Origin of the sequence: Methylobacterium sp. NPDC080182, from assembly GCF_050281105.1 — a bacterium.
Classification (GTDB): domain Bacteria; phylum Pseudomonadota; class Alphaproteobacteria; order Rhizobiales; family Beijerinckiaceae; genus Methylobacterium.
Genome location: NZ_JBNNWO010000007.1, coordinates 52,932 through 73,128 on the forward strand (window position 1 = coordinate 52,932; position 20,197 = coordinate 73,128).

General features: G+C 71.5%; 15 protein-coding genes. 9 read left to right on the top strand and 6 right to left on the bottom strand.

The genetic code is table 11. The annotated features are described in order from the left end of the window. Positions 1-148: 148 nt before the first annotated feature. Positions 149-775, bottom strand: coding sequence for a J domain-containing protein (locus tag ACQKQD_RS13885; RefSeq protein ID WP_020092684.1), 627 nt, complete (start codon positions 773-775; stop codon positions 149-151). Between the two features lie 108 nt (positions 776-883). On the opposite strand from ACQKQD_RS13885, the gene ACQKQD_RS13890 reads away from it, so the two are divergent. Together ACQKQD_RS13890 and arfB are read left to right on the top strand one after the other, a co-directional pair. Next, positions 884-1,180, top strand: coding sequence for a BolA family protein (locus ACQKQD_RS13890; protein WP_020092683.1), 297 nt, complete (start codon positions 884-886; stop codon positions 1,178-1,180). 168 nt (positions 1,181-1,348) lie between these two features. Further along, a complete protein-coding gene (arfB, locus tag ACQKQD_RS13895; RefSeq protein WP_091926121.1) occupies positions 1,349-1,780 on the top strand; it encodes an alternative ribosome rescue aminoacyl-tRNA hydrolase ArfB in 432 nt (143 codons plus the stop codon). Between the two features lie 24 nt (positions 1,781-1,804). Here the strand turns inward: arfB and ACQKQD_RS13900 are convergent, their stop codons facing one another. Beyond that, positions 1,805-2,599: a YoaK family protein gene (locus ACQKQD_RS13900; RefSeq protein ID WP_056525824.1), complete on the bottom strand. Its 795-nt coding sequence runs from the start codon at positions 2,597-2,599 to the stop codon at positions 1,805-1,807. 69 nt (positions 2,600-2,668) lie between these two features. Continuing rightward, entirely contained in the window at positions 2,669-3,616 is a 948-nt protein-coding gene (locus ACQKQD_RS13905; RefSeq protein ID WP_427508629.1) for a class I SAM-dependent DNA methyltransferase, read from the bottom strand. 68 nt (positions 3,617-3,684) lie between these two features. Here ACQKQD_RS13905 and ACQKQD_RS13910 point away from each other — a divergent pair, with 68 nt between their 5' ends. From ACQKQD_RS13910 to ACQKQD_RS13925, 4 genes are all read left to right on the top strand, one after another. Continuing rightward, entirely contained in the window at positions 3,685-4,740 is a 1,056-nt protein-coding gene (locus ACQKQD_RS13910) for a ligase-associated DNA damage response exonuclease (protein ID WP_132367147.1), read from the top strand. Further along, positions 4,737-6,455, top strand: coding sequence for a cisplatin damage response ATP-dependent DNA ligase (locus ACQKQD_RS13915; protein WP_427508630.1), 1,719 nt, complete (start codon positions 4,737-4,739; stop codon positions 6,453-6,455). Before ACQKQD_RS13910 ends, ACQKQD_RS13915 begins: the two co-directional genes overlap by 4 nt. Then, positions 6,452-6,934, top strand: a complete 483-nt coding sequence (locus tag ACQKQD_RS13920; RefSeq protein ID WP_020092677.1) for a secondary thiamine-phosphate synthase enzyme YjbQ — start codon at positions 6,452-6,454, stop codon at positions 6,932-6,934. Before ACQKQD_RS13915 ends, ACQKQD_RS13920 begins: the two co-directional genes overlap by 4 nt. Positions 6,935-7,070: 136 nt before the next feature. Then, the gene (locus ACQKQD_RS13925; protein WP_427508631.1) at positions 7,071-7,862 is read left to right on the top strand and encodes a flagellar hook basal-body protein; all 792 of its coding nucleotides are present in this window, start codon (positions 7,071-7,073) and stop codon (positions 7,860-7,862) included. Positions 7,863-7,872: 10 nt separating this feature from the next. On the opposite strand, the gene ACQKQD_RS13930 is transcribed toward ACQKQD_RS13925, so the two are convergent. The 3 genes from ACQKQD_RS13930 to ACQKQD_RS13940 form a co-directional block, all read right to left on the bottom strand. Then, complete coding sequence (locus ACQKQD_RS13930; RefSeq protein ID WP_331297820.1) at positions 7,873-9,408, bottom strand: efflux transporter outer membrane subunit; 1,536 nt, start codon at positions 9,406-9,408, stop codon at positions 7,873-7,875. Between the two features lie 143 nt (positions 9,409-9,551). Next, a complete protein-coding gene (locus ACQKQD_RS13935) occupies positions 9,552-12,701 on the bottom strand; it encodes an efflux RND transporter permease subunit (protein ID WP_091926131.1) in 3,150 nt (1,049 codons plus the stop codon). 11 nt (positions 12,702-12,712) lie between these two features. Then, complete coding sequence (locus ACQKQD_RS13940; RefSeq protein ID WP_091679652.1) at positions 12,713-14,035, bottom strand: efflux RND transporter periplasmic adaptor subunit; 1,323 nt, start codon at positions 14,033-14,035, stop codon at positions 12,713-12,715. Between the two features lie 293 nt (positions 14,036-14,328). On the opposite strand from ACQKQD_RS13940, the gene ACQKQD_RS13945 reads away from it, so the two are divergent. The 3 genes from ACQKQD_RS13945 to ACQKQD_RS13955 all read left to right on the top strand — a co-directional run bounded on the left by ACQKQD_RS13945 (position 14,329) and on the right by ACQKQD_RS13955 (position 20,102). Continuing rightward, positions 14,329-15,336: a CobW family GTP-binding protein gene (locus ACQKQD_RS13945; RefSeq protein WP_427508632.1), complete on the top strand. Its 1,008-nt coding sequence runs from the start codon at positions 14,329-14,331 to the stop codon at positions 15,334-15,336. Positions 15,337-15,445: 109 nt separating this feature from the next. Then, entirely contained in the window at positions 15,446-16,720 is a 1,275-nt protein-coding gene (locus ACQKQD_RS13950) for an O-antigen ligase family protein (RefSeq protein WP_331297822.1), read from the top strand. A gap of 46 nt (positions 16,721-16,766) precedes the next feature. Further along, positions 16,767-20,102: an ATP-binding protein gene (locus ACQKQD_RS13955; protein WP_427508633.1), complete on the top strand. Its 3,336-nt coding sequence runs from the start codon at positions 16,767-16,769 to the stop codon at positions 20,100-20,102. Positions 20,103-20,197: the final 95 nt, after the last annotated feature.

A 20,197-nucleotide genomic window follows, 5' to 3' on the forward strand; every position in this document is an offset into this window, starting at 1 on the left:
ACGTCGAGCCGGGCCTCCGCGGCGGGGCGGAGCCATCCTTAGACGGCGGCGCGCTCGCGCGCCACCGACCGGCATGGATCCCATATAGGGCCGCCCCGCGCGGTTTGCCCTATCCTGGGTGCGAACCGGCGTGCATCGTTCGTGCCGCTCAGCAGAGACCGGCCGCGCGGAGCACGTCGTGGGCGCGGATGATGTCGCGCAGGCGCTCCTCGAAGGAGCGGTCGCCGCCGTTGGCGTCCGGGTGGAAGCGCTTCACCAGCACCTTGTACTGCGCCTTGATGGCGGCCGCGTCTGCGCCCTCCTCGAGGCCCATCACGTCGAGGGCGCGGCGCACCGTCGCCGAGTGCTTGGGCTTGCGCGGCTCCTCGGGCTGGCGGGCACGCCGGCGCGCGTCGCCGACGCCCTCGCCGCGCAGGATGCCGAGGGGATCGACGTAGGCCCAGTCCCGAACCGGCTCGTCCGCCGGCTTGGCCTCGCCGGTCCGGTTCACGCCCATCGCCCAGGTTGGGCGATGACCGATGATCGCGTCCTTCTGGTAGGCCTGAACGGCGGCGTCGTTCATGCCATCGAAGTAATTGTAGGTGGCGTTGTAGGCGCGGACATGGTCGATGCAGAAGCGCCAGTACTGGCCCTCCGCCTTCCGCCCCTTCGGCGCCCGGTACAGGCCCGGATGGGTGCAGCCGGGGCTCTCGCAGCCGGCTTCCGCGGCGGGCTTCGGCTCGTCGCAGGTCGGCTTGATCCGGATGCTGTCGAACAGGCGCGAGTTGAGATCCATGACGGGCCGATTATGAGGGGGCGGACCTGAGACACAAGGGCACCGGGCCTGATGACGCATGCGCGGGATCGGGCTTGACGGCGCCCACGGACACGACGCGAGGGCACGATGACGGACGGTGCAGGCGCGGGCGGCACCCTGCGGGACTGGATGGAGGCGCGGCTGCGGGAGCAACTCGCGCCGGCGCGGCTCGACGTAATCGACGAGTCGCATCTGCATGCCGGCCACGCCGGAGCGCGGCCGGGGGGCGAGACCCATTACCGGCTCGACATCGTCGCGTCGGCGTTCGAGGGCAAGAGCCGCGTCGAGCGGCACCGCTTGGTGAACGCGCTGCTCGACGACGCGTTCAAGCGGGGTTTGCACGCCCTCGCGCTCCGCGCCCGCACGCCGGCCGAGGCGGCCTGAATCGGGCTCCCCCTGGGGACGCGGGCGGGATCGCGCCGACGGGGTACGGGACGGGAGGCACGGGACAGATATGGTGACGGAGCCGCCGATCCGCATCCGCCCGCTCGCGGGCTGCGCACCCGACGCGGGGGCGCGGTGCGCCGTCGGCGCCCGGCCGGGGAGGGCGCCATGGCCCTGCGAGTGACACCGCGCATCGCCATCGACGAGGACGAGATCGAGCTGTCCTTCATGCGCGCCTCGGGCGCCGGCGGACAGAACGTCAACAAGGTCGAGACCGCGGTCCAGCTGCGCTGGGCGGCGCTGGCCTCGCCCGCCCTCGACGAGCGAGTGCGGGCCAATCTTGTGCGGCTTGCCGGGCGGCGGATGACCAAGGACGGCGTTCTCGTCCTCGCCGGGCAGCGGCATCGGACGCAGGAGCGCAACCGGGCCGACGTGCTGCAGCGGCTCGTCGATCTGGTGGCGGAGGCGGCCAAGCCGCCGCCGCCGATCCGCCGGCCCACGAAGCCGACCCGGGGCTCGCAGGAGCGGCGCATCGGCGCGAAGAAGAGCCGCGCCGCGATCAAGCAGGGCCGGGGCAGCGTCCGGGATTCGGACGGCTGACCCCGATCCCGCCGCGGCCGGGTCTCAGTGGATCGCGTCGATGACCTCGGCCTTCGGGCTGGCGTCGGGCGCCGGGGAGGAGCCCGCTACCAGGGTGCTGCCCGGCTTGGCGATGGTCAGGACGATCGCGATCATCGCCAGGATGGCGGCCAGCGCCGCCGGGAAGAGGAAGGCCGATTCGCCGTAGCGCATGTCGAGCAGGCCACCGACGACGGCGCCGGTGCTTAGCCCGGCCCAGAGCGGCGCCTGGATCCAGAAGGACGGCGCCACCGTGCCGAGCAGCAGGTTGGCGCAGCCCGTGCCGAAACGCACCACGGCGCCCGTGACGTAGGTGAGCGCCAGGGAGCGGCCGCCTTCGTCCTGCAGCGTCGCGTTCTGGAGGCCCAGCGCCAGGACGATCGGGTAGGCGTGGAGCGGGTACGCGAAGGTACCCCAGGGCATCAGCAGGCCTCCGGCGAGCAGCAGGGCCTGGAGCGTCAGCAGGACGGCGAGGCGCCAGCGCCCGACCCAGGCGGCGATCAGCGTTCCCAGGAAGGCGCCGAAGCAGAACATGCAGATCGTGCTGGCGACGCGGCTGACGTTCTCCCAGTCCGCGTTGGCTACCGCCACGCCGAAGCGGGTGGTGTTGCCCGACATGAACGACATGAAGAGCTGCGAGAATTCCAGGAAGCCGATGGAATCGGCGCAGCCCGCGAGCGCCGCGAGGGCGATCGCGAAGGGAATCCGGGTTCGCGGATCGGCGGGAAACGACTTGTCGGCCGGTGGCTCAGGTTTCCGCTCCGGTGCTGCACCACCTGTCCGACTTCCGTATTCCGCCATGCTGATCCCCCGATCGAGCCGCCGCGCCTAGTCGCGGTCGACTGACAATGGACGAATAGCGGAGCGGTTTCATGCCGATGTGCGCCGCAACACAACGACGCGCCCCGGCACCGGCCGTCCGCCCTCACGACGGACTTCCGCCGGTCTCGTCGTCAGCAGCTCCAATCTGGACGCGGCTGCCGTCGCCGCGATGTGGGCCTCCGCGTGGGCGTAGCGGCCGTCCGCGCCCAGGACGGAGCCGGGGCCGTCGTGGGATTGCACCGTGACGGCACCGAGCCCGCCCGTCCGCAGGACCCGCCCCACCCGCGCCAGGAACGTCGCGAGATCCGCGACGTAGATCAGGACATCCGCGGCGAGGCAGAGGTCGGCCGACGCCTCCGGCAGGTCGGTCAGGGCGGCGCCGATGTCGCCCTCGACGAGGCGCTCGTAGAGCGGCCGACCCCGCGCCGTCTTGGCCCGCGCCAGCGCCAGCATCCCGGGGGAGAGGTCGATCCCGGTCAGATGGTCGACCCGGTCGCGCACGACCTCGCCCATCAGCCCCGTGCCGCAGCCGAGATCGAGACCGACCGCGAAGCGCTCCGGAATACACGGCAGGGCGTCGCGGACGAGCTGCGGGCCGACATAGCCGAGGCCGTCCACGAGGTGGCGCTCGAAGCGCGGCGCGTAGCCGTCGAACAGGGCGCGGACATAGGCCGGCGACAGGACCGGGAGGGTGTCGCCGCCGCCCAGGCGGGCGAGGTGCGCGCGCACGCCCAGCCTGTCCTCGGGATCGATGGCGAGGGCGCGGGCATAGTCCCGCGCCGCCGCGTCGCGCAGGGCCGGATCGGTGCCGGCGGCGGCCAGACCCGCGCGCGCCCGGCCCAGCAGGAGCCAGGCCGGCGCGTAGCGCGGGGCGCGTTCCAAGACCTGCTCGGCGAGGTCGGCGGCGCCCGCGTGGTCGCCCTCGGCGAGGCAGGCCTCGGCGTAGCGGTAGCGGCGATCGGCGAGAAGGTCGCCGGAACTGAGCTGCGAGGCCATGCGTCTGCCGGGTCGGGGGCGCCTATATACCGGGGCCACCGGCGGACTCCACCGGCAGCACGGACCCGATGCCGATACGCGCCAGCGATCTCCTCACCCTGACCCGCGAGGGTCTCTACTGCCCCCTCGGGCGCTTCCACGTCGATCCGACTTGGCCCGTGGAGCGCGCGCTGATCACGCACGGGCACGCCGACCACGCCCGCGCGGGCCACGGCCAGGTGCTGGCGACGCCCGAGACCCTGCGGATCATGGCGGTGCGCTACGGCGCGGATTTCTGCCGCCAGCGGCAGGAGGCGCAGCTCGGCGCGGCGCTCCGCGTCGGCGACGTGACCGTGCGCTTCGCCCCGGCCGGCCACGTCCTCGGGTCGGCGCAGATCGCCATCGAGCGGGACGGCGTCCGCGTCGTGGTGTCGGGCGACTACAAGCGCGCGCCGGACCCGACCTGCCTGCCCTTCGAGGTCGTGCCCTGCGACGTGTTCATCACCGAGGCGACCTTCGGACTGCCGGTCTTCACCCATCCCGATACGCGGGGCGAGGTCCGCAAGCTCCTCGAATCGGTGAAGCTGTTCCCGGAGCGCGCCCACATCGTGGGCGCCTACGCGCTCGGCAAGGCGCAGCGAGTGATGGCGCTCCTGCGCGAGGAGGGCTGGGACCGCCCGATCCACCTGCACGGCGCCATGGAGAAGCTGACGACGCTCTACAAGGAGGAGGGCGTGCCGCTCGGCGACACGCCCAAGGTCGTGGCCGCCGAGCGGAAGGACCTGCACGGGGCGATCGTGCTCTGCCCGCCCTCGTCGATCCAGGACCTGTGGTCCCGCAAGTTCCCCGACCCGGTGACCTGCTTCGCCTCGGGCTGGATGCGGGTGCGCGCCCGCGCCCGCCAGAAGGGCGTCGAGCTGCCGCTGGTGATCTCCGACCATTCCGACTGGCCGGACCTGTGCCGCACCATCCGCGACACCGGCGCCGGGGAGGTCTGGGTGACGCACGGCCAAGAGGACGCGCTGGTCCACTGGTGCGGGACCCAGGGGATCCGGGCGAAGCCGCTCCACCTGCTCGGCTACGGCGATGACGGCGAGGTCGAGGGGACCTCGGAGGCGGGCTCCGGGGCGGAGGCGGCGGCGTGAACGACTTCGCCCACCTGCTCGACCGCCTCGCCTACGAGCCGCGCCGCAACGCCAAGCTGCGCATGCTCCAGGACTACTTCGCGCGCACGCTCGATCCCGAGCGCGGCTACGCACTCGGTGCCATGACCGGCACGCTGAGCTTCCGCGAGGCCAAGCCGGCCCTGATCCGGGGACTGGTCGAGGAGCGGATCGACCTGGTGCTGTTCCGGCTGTCGCACAATTACGTGGGCGACCTCGCGGAGACGACGGCGCTGATCTGGCCGGGACCGGCGGAGGCGCCGCGGGAACCGGGCCCCGGCCACAACAACCCGCCGCCGCATGTCCCGACCCTGGCCGAGGTCGTGGAAACCCTCGCGACCATCCCCAAGCGCGATCTGCCCCGCCATCTCGCCGACTGGCTCGACGCCCTCGACGAGACCGGGCGCTGGGCGCTCCTGAAGCTGGTCACCGGCAACCTGCGGGTCGGCGTCTCGGCGCGGCTCGCCAAGACGGCGGTGGGCGCGCTGGGCAACCACGACGCCGACGCCGTCGAGGAGGTCTGGCACGGGCTGACCCCACCCTTCGAGACCCTGTTCGCCTGGGTCGAGGGCCGGGCCGAGCGGCCCGAGACGCTGAACCCCGCGCCGTTCCGGCCGCCGATGCTGTCGCACCCGATCGAGGAGGAGGCCGACCTCGAGAAGCTGGAGGCCGGGGCGTTCTCGGCAGAGTGGAAGTGGGACGGCATCCGCGTCCAGCTCGTCGGCGGTCTCGACCGGGCCGGCCAGCAGGTCGGGAAGGTCTATTCGCGCACCGGCGAGGACATCACCGGGGCGTTCCCGGACCTCGCCGAGGCCATCACCTTCGCGGGCGCCCTCGACGGCGAGCTGCTGATCCTCCGCGAGCGGCGGGTGCAGAGCTTCAACGTGCTGCAGCAGCGCCTGAACCGGAAGGCCGTGACGGGCAAGCTCCTGGAGGAGTTCCCGGCTCACGTGCGGGCCTACGACCTCCTCGCCCTGGAGGGCGACGACCTTCGGGCAGAACCCTTCGCGGAGCGGCGGCGGAAGCTGGAGGCGCTGGTCACGCGCCTCGACCACGCGCGGATCGACATCTCGCCGCTCGTGCCCTTCGCGGACTGGGAGGCCCTGGCGGCCGCCAGGGCGGACCCGGCCTCGGTGGGCGCCGGCGCGGATGCCGACGCCATCGAGGGCGTGATGCTCAAGCGCCTCAACAGCCCCTACCTGCCGGGACGCCCCAAGGGACCCTGGTGGAAGTGGAAGCGCGAGCCGCACATCGTCGACGCCGTGATGATGTATGCCCAGCGCGGGCACGGGAAGCGCTCGTCCTTCTACTCGGACTACACGTTCGGGGTCTGGCGGGAGGCGCCCGAGGGCGGCGACGAGCTGGTGCCAGTGGGCAAGGCCTATCACGGCTTCACCGACGCCGAGCTCGCCAAGCTCGACCGCTACGTCCGCAACAACACCACCAAGCGGTTCGGTCCGGTGCGCGAGGTCGCCCACGGCCGCGAGGCCGGGCTCGTCCTTGAGATCGCCTTCGAGGGCGTGCAGCGCTCGACCCGGCACAAGTCGGGCGTGGCCATGCGCTTCCCCCGGGTCAGCCGCATCCGCTGGGACAAGCCGCCCGCGGAGGCCGACCGGATCGACGTGCTGGAACGGATCCTCGCCCGGGGCGAGCGCGAGATCGCGCCGGGCGCGACGCTGATGGAGAAGTCCGCATGAGGCAGGGACACGGACGGGAGGGCAGGATCGGGTCGGTCGAGGCGCTGGCCTCCGGTCCGGTGGAGCGTCACGCCAGCGCGCGCCTCACCGTCGCGACCCCGGGACCGGGCTTCACGGACTTCACCGCCGCGGTGGCCGCGTTCGTGCGCGACAGCGGCGTCCGGGACGGGCTCCTCACGGTGTTCTGCCGGCACACCTCGGCCTCGCTGACCATCCAGGAGAATGCCGATCCCGACGTCCAGACCGACCTGATGACCGCGCTCGACGGCTTCGCGCCGCGCCACGCCGGCTACGTCCACGGCGCCGAGGGGCCGGACGACATGCCGGCCCATATCCGCACCCTGGTCACCGATTCGGCCCTGACCATCCCGCTGGTCGGCGGGGCGCTGGCGCTCGGCACCTGGCAGGGGATCTACCTGATCGAGCACCGCGACCGGCCGCACCGGCGGGAGATCGTGCTGAGCGCCCTCGGGGCGTGACGCGTCCGCCGGCGTCGCGCGGGCGGCGCGGGCCGGCTCAGCAACATGCGGTCACACACCGTCGGTTAACCATAGTGGGTCCTTATCGGCTTCCGTCGGATCGGGGACCGTGCCGCTCCGGCGAACGGAGACCCCGATGGGCCTTTACACCGCGCTCTCGAACTCGATTTCCGGCGCCTCGGCGCAGTCGCTGGCCCTGAACAATATCTCGGGGAACATCGCCAACACCCAGACGGTGGGCTTCAAGTCCACCGAGACGCGGTTCGCCGACATGCTGGCCGAGACCCGGGACGGCACGCAGCTGACCGGCGGCGTGCTGCCGAGCACGCGCAACAGCCTCAACATCCAGGGTACGATGCAGTCGACCGGTGTGGCGACCAACCTCGCGATCTCGGGCAACGGCTACTTCGTCGTCAAGAAGAACACCGGGACGCCGGACAGCCCGGCCTTCGCCGGCGACACCGGCTACACGCGGCGCGGCGACTTCGCTCCGGACGCCAGCGGCTATCTCGCGAACGGCGCGGGCTACTACCTGTTCGCCGGCCCCTCGGCGACGACCCCCGTCCAGGTTCCGACCGGGGCGAGCACCCTGGCGAGCCTCGCGGTCTCGCCCGCCGGCACCCTCACGGGCACGGCCGCGGACGGCAGCACCCTGGCCCTCGGCACGCTGCAGCTGGCGCAGTTCGGCATGCAGGACAACCTCGCCTCGCTCGATGGCGGCACCTACTTGGCCACCGGCCAGTCCGGGACGCCGAGCTACGGCCTCAACGGCGCGACCATCACGGCCGGCTCGGTGGAGCAGTCGAATGCCGGGATCTCGGATCAGTTCTCGAAGATGATCGAGACCCAGCAGGCCTACACGGCCAACACCAAGGTCATGAGCACCACCGACCAGATGCTGCAGGACGCCATCGCGATGTACACCTGAGGCGGCCCCGTCAGAGGAACTTCAGCGGGTCCTTCTCGGGCGGGGGCGGCGCCACGTCGGCGCGGTTCCACCAGCCGCCGCCGAGGGCCACGAACAGCGCGGCGGTGTCGGCGTACTGGGTGGCGCGCGCCGCCGCCGAGGTCACCAGCGCCGAGAGGTAGCCCTGCTGCGCGATCAGCACCTGCGAGGAGGTGATCGCCCCGGCCGTGTACTGCTTGCGGATCAGCGCGAGGCTCTGGTTCGTGGCGCTCACCGCGGCGTCGGCGGCGGCCACGGCCTTCGCGTCGGCCTGGAGCGCGCGCAAAGCGTCCGCGACGTTCTGGAAGGCGGTGATCACCGTCGCCTTGTACTGCGCCTGCGCCTCCGTCAGCGATTCCTCGGCGGCCCGCTGGCGCCGGAACAGGGTGCCGGCATCGAAGATCGGCGCCGTCGCCTGCCCGATGATCGTGAAGAACGCCGCGCCCGGATTGGCGATCTGGGCGATCCGCGTGGCGCTGGAGCCGCCCGTGGCGGTCAGGCTGAACTGCGGCAGGCGGTTCGCCACCGCGACGCCGACATTGGCGCTCGCCTGCTGCACCAGGGCCTCCGCCGCCTTCACGTCGGGCCGCTGCTGCACGAGCCGCGAGGGCAGGCTCACCGGGAGCCGGGTCGGCAGGCGCAGGGCGGCGAGGTCGAAGGTCTCGGAGACCTCGTCGGAGGGCAGGCGTCCTGCCAGCGCGGTCAGCAGGTTGCGCTGCTGCGCGAGCGCCTTCTCCAGCGGCGGCAGGAGCTGCTGCGACAGCGCCAGCGCGGCCTGCTGCTGCACCACGTCGGCCCCGGCGATCTGACCCAGCGAGAGCTGCTTGTTGTAGAGCTGCAGGACCTCGGTCTGCGCCTGGATCACCTTGCGGGTCGCGTCGATCTGCGCCCGCAGGGACGCTTCCTGGATCGCGGCGGCGACCACGTTGGCGGTCAGGCTCAGGTAGGCCGCCTCCAGCTGGAAGCGCTGGTTCTCGGTGGTGGCCTCCAGCGACTCGATCTGCCGGCGATTCCCGCCGAACACGTCGGGATTGTACGAGACCACCGCCTGCGGCGTGGACAGGCTGTAGAGGTACCGGCTCTGATTGTTGAGGGGCGATTGCAGGTCGAGGCCGGGCGCCAGCGCCCCCTGGACCTGCGGCGTCGCGGTCAGGCTCGGGTAGAGGGTGCCCTTCTGGGCCAGCACGTTCTGCTGCGCCACCCGCAGGGAGGCCTGCGCGGCCTCCAGCGTCGGGTTGTTGGCGAGCGCCTGCTCGACGACGCGGTTCAGGGCCTTCGAGTGGAACAGCCTCCACCACTCTCCCGGGATGTCGGCGCCGGACACGAAGCTCTGGTCGGCCGAGCCGCCCTGCCGGGTCCGGATGTTGTCGGCCGCGGAGGGATTCTGCAGCGGTTCCTTAGTGTAGCGGCCGACCGGCGGAGCCTCGGGCGCCACGAAGTTCGGGCCGACCGCGCAGGCCGACAGGCCCAGGGAGGCCGCCAGCCACGCGGTCGCCCGTCCGCACCGTCTCGGCGCAAAGCTCACCATCCCGCCCCCGAAAACCTCACCTCGGTAGAGCGGCGCGACCCGCTGCCAAGTCAATCCGACCATCCCCGGGCGGCGCGCGCGGCGCGGCCGTTGTGGCCCCCCTGCAACGGGCCGCGCGCCGGCCCGCGTGGTCGTGAGCCGGCTCACGCGGCGGCCCGGTGCGCGGGCCGCGCCTGGGCGTCCGGGTTCGGGCGGCGTCGGGAGAACAGCGAGATCAGCACCGGGACGATCACGAGGATCAGGTTCGGCGCCAGGATGATGCCGCCCACCACCACGAGCGCCAGCGGCTTCTGCACCTGCGAGCCGATGCCGGTGGAGACCGCGGCCGGCAGCAGGCCGACGCAGGCCGCCACGCAGGTCATCATCACCGGGCGCATGCGCACCACGGCGGCGTGCCAGACCGCCTCCTGCCGCTTCCAGCCCTCGTCGAGCAGCTGGTTGTAGTAGGCGAGCAGGATCACGCCCTCCATGGTCGAGATCCCGAACAGCGCGATGAAGCCGATCGCCGCCGAGATCGAGAACGGCGTGCCGGTCAGCGCCAGGGCGAAAATGCCGCCGATCATCGCCATCGGGATGACCGACAGGGTCAGCAGCATGTCGGCCACCGATGAGAAGTTGATGTAGAGGAGCAGCGCGATCAGCAGCAGCGTGATCGGCACCACGAGGCTGAGGCGGGCGGCCGCCTCCTTCAGGTTGGTGAACTGGCCGACCCATTCCAGCCGGTAGCCTGGCGGGAGGTCGACCGCGTCGGCGACCTTGCGCTGGGCCTCGAGCACGGCGCTGCCGAGGTCGCGGCCGCGCACCGAGAACTTCACCGGGATGTAGCGCTGCTGGTCCTCGCGGTAGATGAACGAGGCGCCGGAGACGAGGTCGACGTCGGCGATCTCGGAGAGCGGCACCTGGATCACGCCGCCGTTCGGGTTCTGGGCGCCGACCGCGATGTTGCGGATGCCGGCGAGCGAGGAGCGGTACTCCTTGGCGAGCCGCACCCGCATCGGGAAGTGCCGGTCCGAGCCGTACTCGTAGAGGTCGCCCGCGGTCTGGCCGCCGATCGCCGCCTGGATCGTGGTGTTCACGTCGCCGATCGAGAGGCCGTAGCGGGCGGCCTTGTGGCGGTCGACGTCGATCCGCACCGTCGGCTGGCCGAGGGATTCGAACACCGACAGGTCGGTGACGCCCGGGACGGTGGCGAGCGCGGCCTTGACGGCGTTGGCGGTCTTGGTGAGCTGCGCGAGGTCGTTGCCGTAAATCTTGACCGAGTTCTCGCCCTTCACGCCCGAGGCCGCCTCCTGGACGTTGTCCTCGATATACTGCGAGAAGTTGAACTCGATACCGGGGAATTCGGCCTCCAGTTTCTTGCTGAGGTCCTGGATCAGGGTCTCCTTGTCGAGGCCCTTGCGCCACTGATCGATCGGCTTGAGCGGCGCCAGGATCTCGACGTTGAAGAAGCCGGTGGCGTCGGTGCCGTCGTTCGGGCGGCCCTGGTGCGACAGGACGGTGGTGACCTCCGGAACCTCCTGGAAGATCTTGCGCATGCGCTGGACGTAGCCGTTGCCGGCCTCCAGCGAGATCGAGGACGGCATCGTGCCGCGCACGTAGAGGTTGCCCTCCTCGAGACGCGGCAGGAATTCGAGGCCGAGGTTGCGGGCCGTGAGGCCCGAGACCAGCAGCACCGCCAGCATCACGGCGATCGCCAGGACCCGGTTGCGCAGGCCGAAGCGCAGAGCCGCCTCGTGGCCGACGCGCAGCACCCGCACGATCAGGGTGTCGCGCTCCTCGAGCTTCTTCGGCAGCATGAGGGCCGAGAGCGCGGGCGAGACGGTGAAGGTCGCCAGCAGGCCGCCGAGCAGCGCGTACGCGTAGGTCTTGGCCATCGGGCCGAAGATGTGGCCCTCGACGCCGGTCATCGTGAACAGCGGCAGGAAGCCGACGATGATGATCGTCGCCGAGAAGAAGATCGCCCGGTTCACCTCGCGCCCGGCGATCGCGATCGTGCCGAGCCGCCCGGTGAGGCCGTCGGGCGGATCCTCGCCCTTCACGTGATCGGGCTCGGCGATGTGGCGGAAGACGTTCTCCACCATGATCACGGTCGCGTCGACGATCAGGCCGAAATCGATCGCGCCGAGCGACAGCAGGTTGGCCGAGTCGCCGCGCACCACCAGGATCAGGATCGCGAAGCCGAGCGCGAACGGGATCGTGGCCGCCACGATGATCGCGCTCGTGAGCGAGCCGAGGAACAGCCACTGCACCACGAACACCAGCACCACGCCGAAGACGAGGTTGTGCATCACCGTGTGGGTGGTGGTGTGGATCAGGCCCGAGCGGTCGTAGATCCGCTCGATCTTCACGTCGGGCGGCAGGATCGTGGAGCTGTTGATCTTGTCGATCTCGGCCTCGACCCGCTCCAGCGTCGGCAGGCTCTTGCCGCCGCGGGTCATGAGCACGATGCCCTCGACGATGTCGGGCTGGTTGTCGTGCCCGACGATGCCGAGGCGCGGGGCGTTCGACACGCGCACCTCCGCCACGTCCCGCACGAGCACCGGGGTGCCGTTGACGAGGCTGATCATCGTGTCGCGAATGTCGTCCATGTCGCGGATCAGGCCGATGCCGCGCACCACCGCCGATTGCTGCCCGACGTTCAGCGTCTGGCCGCCGACGTTGATCGAGGCGTTGTTCAGCGCGTTGGTCAGCTGCACCAGGGTCAGGCCCTGGGCCTGGAGGCGGTTCAGGTCGACCGCGACCTCGTACTCCTTGGCCTTGCCGCCGAAGGCCGTGACGTCGACGACGCCGGGGATCGCCTTGAACCGGCGCTGCAGCACCCAGTCCTGCAGGGTCTTCATGTCCATGGGCGAGTAGCCCGCCGGGCCGACGAGCTTGTAGCGCATGATCTCGCCCACCGGGCTCGTCGGCGAGATCTGCGGTGTGGCGCCGTTGGGCAGGGTCGGGGCCTGCGAAAGGCGGTTGAGGACCCGCTGCAGCGCCTGCTCGTACGTGTACTCGTAGTTGAACTGGACCTTCACGTCCGAGAGGCCGAACAGCGAGATCGTCCGCACCACCTGGGCGTTCGGGATGCCGGCGAGCGCCACCTCCAGGGGGATGGTGATGTAGCGCTCGATCTCGTCGGCCGACTGGCCTGGATTCTGGGTGATCACGTCGACGAGCGGCGGGACCGGATCCGGGTAGGCCTCGATGTTGAGCTGCGTGTAGGCGCCGTAGCCGACGCCGAGCATCACGACGAACAGCAGCACCACCAGCACGCGCTGGCGCAGCGAGAAGGCGATCAGGGCGTTCATCGGATCCCCGCTCAGGACGCCTTGTCGCCGGTGGCCGCCCGGTCGATGAACAGGGCCCCGCGGGTGACGACCTGCTCGCCCGCGCTCAGGCCTTGGACGACCTGGGCGTTGTCGCCGTTGATCAGGCCGAGCTTGATGTCGCGCGCCTCCACGGCGCCGTCGGGCCGCGCCACCCAGACGTGGGTGCGGTCGCCCTCGTACACGATGGCGGCCACCGGCACGCTCGGGCTCGGCTCACCCTTGCCGGTGATGATCGTGTAGGTGGCGAACATCTCCGGGCGCAGCACCCGGTCCGGGTTGTCGACCTCGCTGCGCACCGCGAGGCGCCGCGTCGCCGGGTCGAGGCTGGAGGCCATGTAGTTCACCCGGGCCTTGAACACCCGCGCGCCGAAGCCCGCCACCTTCGCCTCGACCTCCTGGCCGATGCGGATCTTGGGGATCTCGCTCTCGCGGACGTTGGCCACGAGCCAGACCGTCGACAGGTCGCCGATCACGAAGACCGGGTCGCTGGAGGCCGAGAGGTACTGCCCGATGCCGACCTTGCGCTGGACGATCGTGCCGGCGATCGGCGCCCGGATCTGCGTCTCGGCGCTCATCGTGCCGTTCTTCTCGAAGGCGGCGATCTCGGCGTCGGTCTTGCCCAGCAGGCGCAGGCGGCTCCGCACCGCGTCGAGGGCGCCCTCGGCGGTCTTCAGGTCGCTCTGGGCGGCGATGACGTCGTTCTGGGCCGACTGGTAGTCCTTCAGTGCCGTCGCGCGGGCCTGGAACAGCTCCTGCTGGCGCTGCGCGATGGTCTGGTCGAGCTTCAGGAGCGCCTGCTGCTTCTGGAGGTTGTTCACGGCCGCCTGATAGTCGTTCTGCGCCTGGACCATGTCGGTGGCCTCGAGCGTCAGCAGCACGTCGCCGGCCTTCACGTCGTCGCCGGCGCGGACCAGGACCTTCGTCACCCGGCCGGCATAGGGCGAGACCACCGGGACGTTGTCGTCCTCGTTGAGGGCGATCCGTCCCTCGGCCGAGCCCTCGGGCCGGAACACGAGGTTGGCGACCGGCAGGATCTCGAAGGCGGCGCGCTGCTCCTTGGAGGGCCGGAACACCCGCTCCACCGGGCCGGCCTTCTCCACGTCGATGCCCGGGTCGGGGTTGCCCGGGGCGAACAGCCCGGTCACGGCCGCGACGAGGTGCGCGGCGGCCTCGCGGGTCCGGTCGGGAAACGCGATGGCGGCGCCCAGGGCGGCCGCGAGCAGGACGGCGGCGATCAGCAGGCCGGGCCACCGGCGCCCGCGCGCGGGGACGGCGACGGCCTCGTCCTGGTCCAGCGGATTTCGGGCGTCCATGCGGATGATCTTCTAGGTCCGGACCGAGAGTCCGGGCTGGGTGACAAGAGTACGATACGTGCCCGGATGACGCCCACATCAATGCGGTCGCTGGTGCTTTTCTATGGCGCGCCGCGGGAAGATTCGGGCGGTACGGCGTGCCTAGAGCAAAGCTTGTCCGACAGGCAATCGATCCGGCGCCCCGGTCGCGAAACCGTGTGGCCCCGTCTTCCTTTGACGGGATTTGTTACAATATGACAACGCTCGCGGGTCCAGGCCCGCGCGATCCCGCACCCGTCACCGAAGAAGCCGTCATGTCCGATACGAGCAACGCTTCCGCCCCGGCCGCTCCCGGTTCCGCCGCCGGCAAGATCCCGGTCACCGTGCTCACCGGCTACCTCGGCGCGGGCAAGACCACGCTCCTCAACCGGATCCTCACCGAGAACCACGGCAAGCGCTACGCCGTGATCGTCAACGAGTTCGGCGAGATCGGCATCGACAACGACCTCGTCGTCGGCGCGGACGAGGAGGTGTTCGAGATGAACAACGGCTGCGTCTGCTGCACGGTGCGCGGCGACCTGATCCGGATCATGGACGGGCTGGTGAAGCGCCGGGGCAAGTTCGACGCGATCATCGTCGAGACCACCGGCCTCGCCGACCCGGCCCCCGTGGCGCAGACCTTCTTCGTCGACCAGGATGTCGGCGAGGCCGCCCGCCTCGACGCCGTGGTGACGGTGGCCGACGCCAAGTGGCTGTCCGACCGCCTGAAGGACGCGCCGGAGGCGAAGAACCAGATCGCCTTCGCGGACGTGATCCTGCTCAACAAGAGCGACCTCGTCTCCCCGGCCGACCTCGACCGCGTCGAGGCCGAGATCCGCACGATCAACCCGCTGGCCAAGCTCCACCGGACGCAGAACTGCGCCGTGCCCCTCGACGCGGTCCTCGAGCGCAACGCCTTCGACCTCGACCGCATCCTCGACGTCGAGCCCGACTTCCTCGAGGCGGGGCACCACCACCATCACGATTCCGACATCCGCTCGATCTCGGCCAAGATCGAGGGCGCGGTCGACCCGGACAAGTTCATGCCGTGGATCTCGAACCTGACCCAGTCGCAGGGTCCGGACATCCTGCGGTGCAAGGGAATCGTGGCCTTCCCCGACGAGCCGAAGCGCTTCGTCTTCCAGGGCGTGCACATGATCCTCGACGGCGACGTGCAGGGCGACTGGGGCAAGGACGAGGAGCGGGTCTCGCGGGTGGTCTTCATCGGCCGCAACCTCGATCCGGCGGCGATCAAGGAGGGCTTCGAGGCCTGCCGCGCCTGAACGGGCGCCGCCTCCCCGGCGCCCCGCGCCGGGAAGGCGATTCTCAACGTTTCCGTGGCATCACGGACGGCGCGGGCCCGCGTAACCGGCCCGCGGAGCCCGCGTATCCATGGCCCACACCGCAGCGCCCGCAGGCCCGGTCCCGTCCGGGTCGGCGGGCGGAATCCCGCTCATCGCGGCCGTCGAGGGGCTGGCCAAGGCGCTGTTCGCGGCGTTCGTCTTCTTCGCCTGCTTCGCCTTCTCGGAGACCTCGCCCTACGACGCGGTCGCGATCCCCACGATCCTGCTCTGGCTCTGCCTCGGCGTCCGGCTGCACCGCGGGGCGGTGCCCCTGGTGGCGCTCCTGCTCCTCTACCTCGCGGGCATCGTCACCGCGCTGCTACCCTACCTGAACGAGGAGTTCCCGGTCACCTGGACGGTGCAGCTGGTCTATCTCTCGATCACCTGCATCTTCTTCGCGATGTTCTTCGCGGACGACACGCACGCCCGGATGGAGCTGGCGCTCAAGGCCTACACGGCGAGCTGCGTGTTCTCGGCGGCGCTGGGCATCGTCGGCTACCTGCAATGGCTCGGGATCGAGGACCTGTTCTACAAGTACGACCGGGCCTCGGGCACGTTCCAGGACCCGAACGTCTTCGGCTCGTTCCTGACGCTCGGCGCGCTCTACCTGATGCACGGCCTGCTCACCGGCTCCACGCGCCGGCCGCTCGTGTCCCTCGCCGGCCTGCTGATCATCGTGGCCGGCATCTTCCTGTCGTTCTCGCGCGGGTCCTGGGGCGGGAGCGCCGTCGCGGTGCTGCTGATGGTGGGATCGGTCTACGCCGGCAGCGACTCCCCGCGCCTGCGCCGCCGCATCGTGCTCCTGACCCTGGCGACCATCGTTCTCGGCACCGTCGCGGTGATCGGGCTGCTCTCGGTCGACCACGTCCACAAGATGTTCGAGACCCGGGCGGCCCTGACCCAGGACTACGACCAGGGCGAGACCGGCCGCTTCGGCAACCAGATCCGCGGCTTCGCCATGCTGCTGGAGCGGCCGTTCGGGATGGGACCGATGCACTGGCGGCTGATCTTCGGGCTCGAACCGCACAATTCCTACATCGGCTCCTTCGCCAACGGCGGCTGGCTCGGCGGGGCCGTGTTCATCGGCCTCGTGGTGGCGACCGGCCTCGTCGGCTTCCGGCTCCTGGCGCGGCCGTCGCCGGTCCGGGCGCACGCCCAGATCGTCTGGCCGGCGCTGCTGATGTTCTTCCTGCAGGCCGTCCAGATCGACATCGAGAAGTGGCGCCACGTCTACATGATGCTGGGCATGGTCTGGGCGCTGGAGGCCGCGCGGTTGCGCATGGGCACCCGGCCGCAGGCGGGCGCGCTTGAAACGCGGCGCTAGGCGCGGCATCGCTCGGTCGCGGCCGATCGGCACCCGGAGACGGTACGTGAGCACACAGCCGGACAACGAGCGCGACCGGCTCGCGGCCCTCGAGGCCCTCGCGATCCTCGGGACACCGCCGGAACCGCATTTCGAGGCCGTCTGCCGGACCGCCCGGCGCCTGTTCGGCGTGCGCAGCGCGTTCGTGGCCTTCCTGGGCGACACGCACCAGTGGCTGAAGACGCCCTGTGCCGGGGTGCCGACCACGATGCGGCGGGACGAGAGCTTCTGCCAGCACACGATCCGCAGCGACGCCCTCGTGGTCGTCCCCGACGCGCGGCTCGACGCGCGCTTCCGCGACCTGCCCGTGGCCGCCGCGCCGGACGGGATCCGGTTCTACGCGGGCGTCGCCCTGAGCCTCCAGCCGGGCCTGCGGGTCGGAACCCTCTGCCTCGCCGATCCCGAGCCCCGGTCCGACTTCTCGCCCGAGGACGCGGCCGCCTTCCGCGACCTCGCCGAGATCGTCGTGGCGCATCTGCGCCTCACGGAGGCCAACGCGCGGCGCGACCGGGAGATCGCGCAGGCGGCGATCCGCGAGGCGCTGATCCGCGAGCAGCACCGGGAGATCAACGCCCGGGCCCGCGCCCAGGAGGCGGCGAACCACCAGCTCACCATGGCCGAGCAGCTCGCCAGCGTCGGGAACTGGCGCGTGGAGCTCGCGGACGGGCAGCCGGTCTGGTCGGCGAGCCTCTACGCCATCGCGGGCCGCGACCCGGCGACCCCGCCGCCGCATCTCGACGCCTTCGCGCAGATCTACCATCCCGACGACCGAGCCCGGCTCGAGGCGATCGTCGCCGACGCGATCGCCCGCGGGGGCCGGTTCGATTTCGAGGCCCGGCTGCTGCGGCCGGACGGCGCGCTGCGCGACGTGGTCGTGCGCGGCATGGCCCGGGGGGAGGGGGCGGGCGCCGGCCTGTTCGGCGTCCTGATCGACGTCACCGAGCGCCGGCGCGCCGAGGACGAGGTTCGCCGCAGCGAGCTGCGCTACCGGGGCCTCGCCGAGGCGCTGCCGCTCCTGGTCTGGACCATGCGGGTCGGGGACGGTCAGGCGACCTACGCCAACGCGCAGTTCCAGTCCTATTACGGGCCGATCGGGCCCGAGCGCGCGGAGCGCCTCGTCCGGAACCACCCCGAGGATGCCGCCGCCATGGAGGCGGCCTGGATCCGGGCGGTCGAGACCGGCACGGGCTACAGCGGCCAGTGGCGGATCCGGCGCCAGGACGGCGTCTACCGGTGGCACAAGCTCTCGCTGATCCCGATCCGCCTCGACCCGGCGGACGGCGCGGTGGCGGAGTGGCTCGGGACCGCCCTCGACGTCGACGACATCGTCACGGCGCGGCTCGCCGTCGAGGAGGCGAGCGGCCTGCTCGACATCGCCCTCGACGCCGCGGAGGCCGGCACCTGGGACTGGGACATGCGCACGGGGCTCGCCGTCCTCAGCCCGGAGAGCGCGCGGATGCACGGCCTGCCGGAGACCGGCGGCGCCCACACGATCTCGGCCTCCGCGTGGACGGCGCTGATCGATCCGGACGACGTCTCCGACGTCTGGAACGAGATCCGGCGGGCGGTCGAGTCCGGCACCCCCTACGCGGCCGAGTTCCGGGTCGGCGCGCGCTGGCTCTACGCGCGGGGCCGGACGCTCGGCGGCACCGACGGGCAGCCCCAGCGGATGGTCGGCCTCCACCTCGACATCACCGAGCGCAAGGCGGTCGAGGCGGCCCTGCGCACCGCCACGCGCGACGCCGAGGCGGCCCGCACCGAGGCGGAGCGGGCGAGCGCGGCCAAGAGCGAGTTCCTGGCCGCCATGAGCCACGAGATCCGCACCCCGCTGAACGGCATCCTGGGCTATGCCGAGCTGCTCCTCGACGGCGACGCGATCCAGAACGAGGACCGGCGGCGCCTCGAGCTGATCCAGAGTTCCGGCGCGGCCCTGCTCACGGTCGTCAACGACATCCTCGACTTCTCGAAGATCGAGGCCGGCGAGCTGACCCTCGATCCGGTCACCTTCCCGCTGGCCTCGACCGTCGACAGCACGGTCTCGATCGTGCGGGGCAGCGCGCTCCGCAGCGGACTCGCCATCGAGGCCCGGATCGACCCGGCCCTGCCGACCTTCGTGGTCGGCGATGCCGGGCGCCTGCGACAGGTGCTGCTCAACCTGCTGAACAACGCCGTGAAGTTCACGCCCGAGGGCTCGGTCACGGTGACCGCGGAGCGGGAGGGCGACGGCGTCGCCCCCGACGGGCGCCCCGGCGACGCGGTCCGGTTCTCCGTGGTCGATACCGGCATCGGCATCGCGCCGGCGCAGCAGGACCGGCTGTTCAAGCGGTTCAGCCAGGTCGACGGCTCGATCAGCCGGCGCTTCGGCGGCACCGGCCTCGGCCTCGCGATCTCCCGGCACCTCGTGTCGCTGATGGGCGGCGAGATCGGGGTCGAGAGCCGCGAGGGGGCGGGCTCGACCTTCTGGTTCCGGCTGGTGCTGCCCCGCGGCGAGCGGGACACCGCGGCCCCGGGCGCCGCGGCCGACGCGGGTGGGCCGTCGCGGCCGCTCCCGGCCGCGGCTCCGGCGGCCGGCGAGGTCCCGGGCGCGCCGCTGCGGCTGCTCCTCGTCGAGGACGTGCCGCTCAACCAGGAACTCGCCTGCGCGGTGCTCGAATCCCAGGGCTACGCGGTGGACGTGGCCGGGGACGGCGCCGAGGCGATCACGGCGGTCGGGTCGTCCGTCGCGGCCGGCCGGGCCTACGATCTCGTGTTGATGGACGTCCAGATGCCCCGCGTCGACGGGCTCACGGCCACGCGCCGCATCCGCGCCCTCGCGCCGCCCGCCTGCGACATCCCGATCGTCGCCATGACCGCCAACGTCCTGCCGTCGCAGATCGAGGAGCTGCGCGAGGCCGGGATGGACGACCATGTGGGCAAGCCGTTCCGGCGGGCCGACCTCTTCGCCACGATCAGCCGCTGGACGGCGCCGGGCGCGCGGCGGCCGGCGCGGGCCGAGGTGCCGCGCCGCCTGCCGCAGGTCGATTCGGCCGTGCTCGACGCGGCGGTCCTGACCGAGATGGAGGCGAGCTTCGGCACCGATCGCGTCGGGGCGCTGCTCGATCTCCTGGCGAACGAGCTGTCCGAGCGGTTCCGGCCGAGCGAGACCGACCGCCTGCAGATCGCCCACGACGCGCACGCTCTGGTGGCGGCGGCCGGGCTGCTGGGCTTCGTCGGCCTGTCGAGCCTGTGCCGGGAGGTCGAGGCCGCCGCCCACGCGGGCGCCGACCTGATGCCGCTGATCCGGCGCCTGGAGATCCAGCGGGCGACCGCGCTGCGCGCCATCCGGCAGCTGCGCGCGGCGTGAGTCCGCGCGCGGTATCGAGGACCCTTCCCGTCATCGCGGGCGGAGCGAAGTGACCCAGGGTCGGCGCGCCGCCGGTGAGCGCCGCGCTGCCCTGG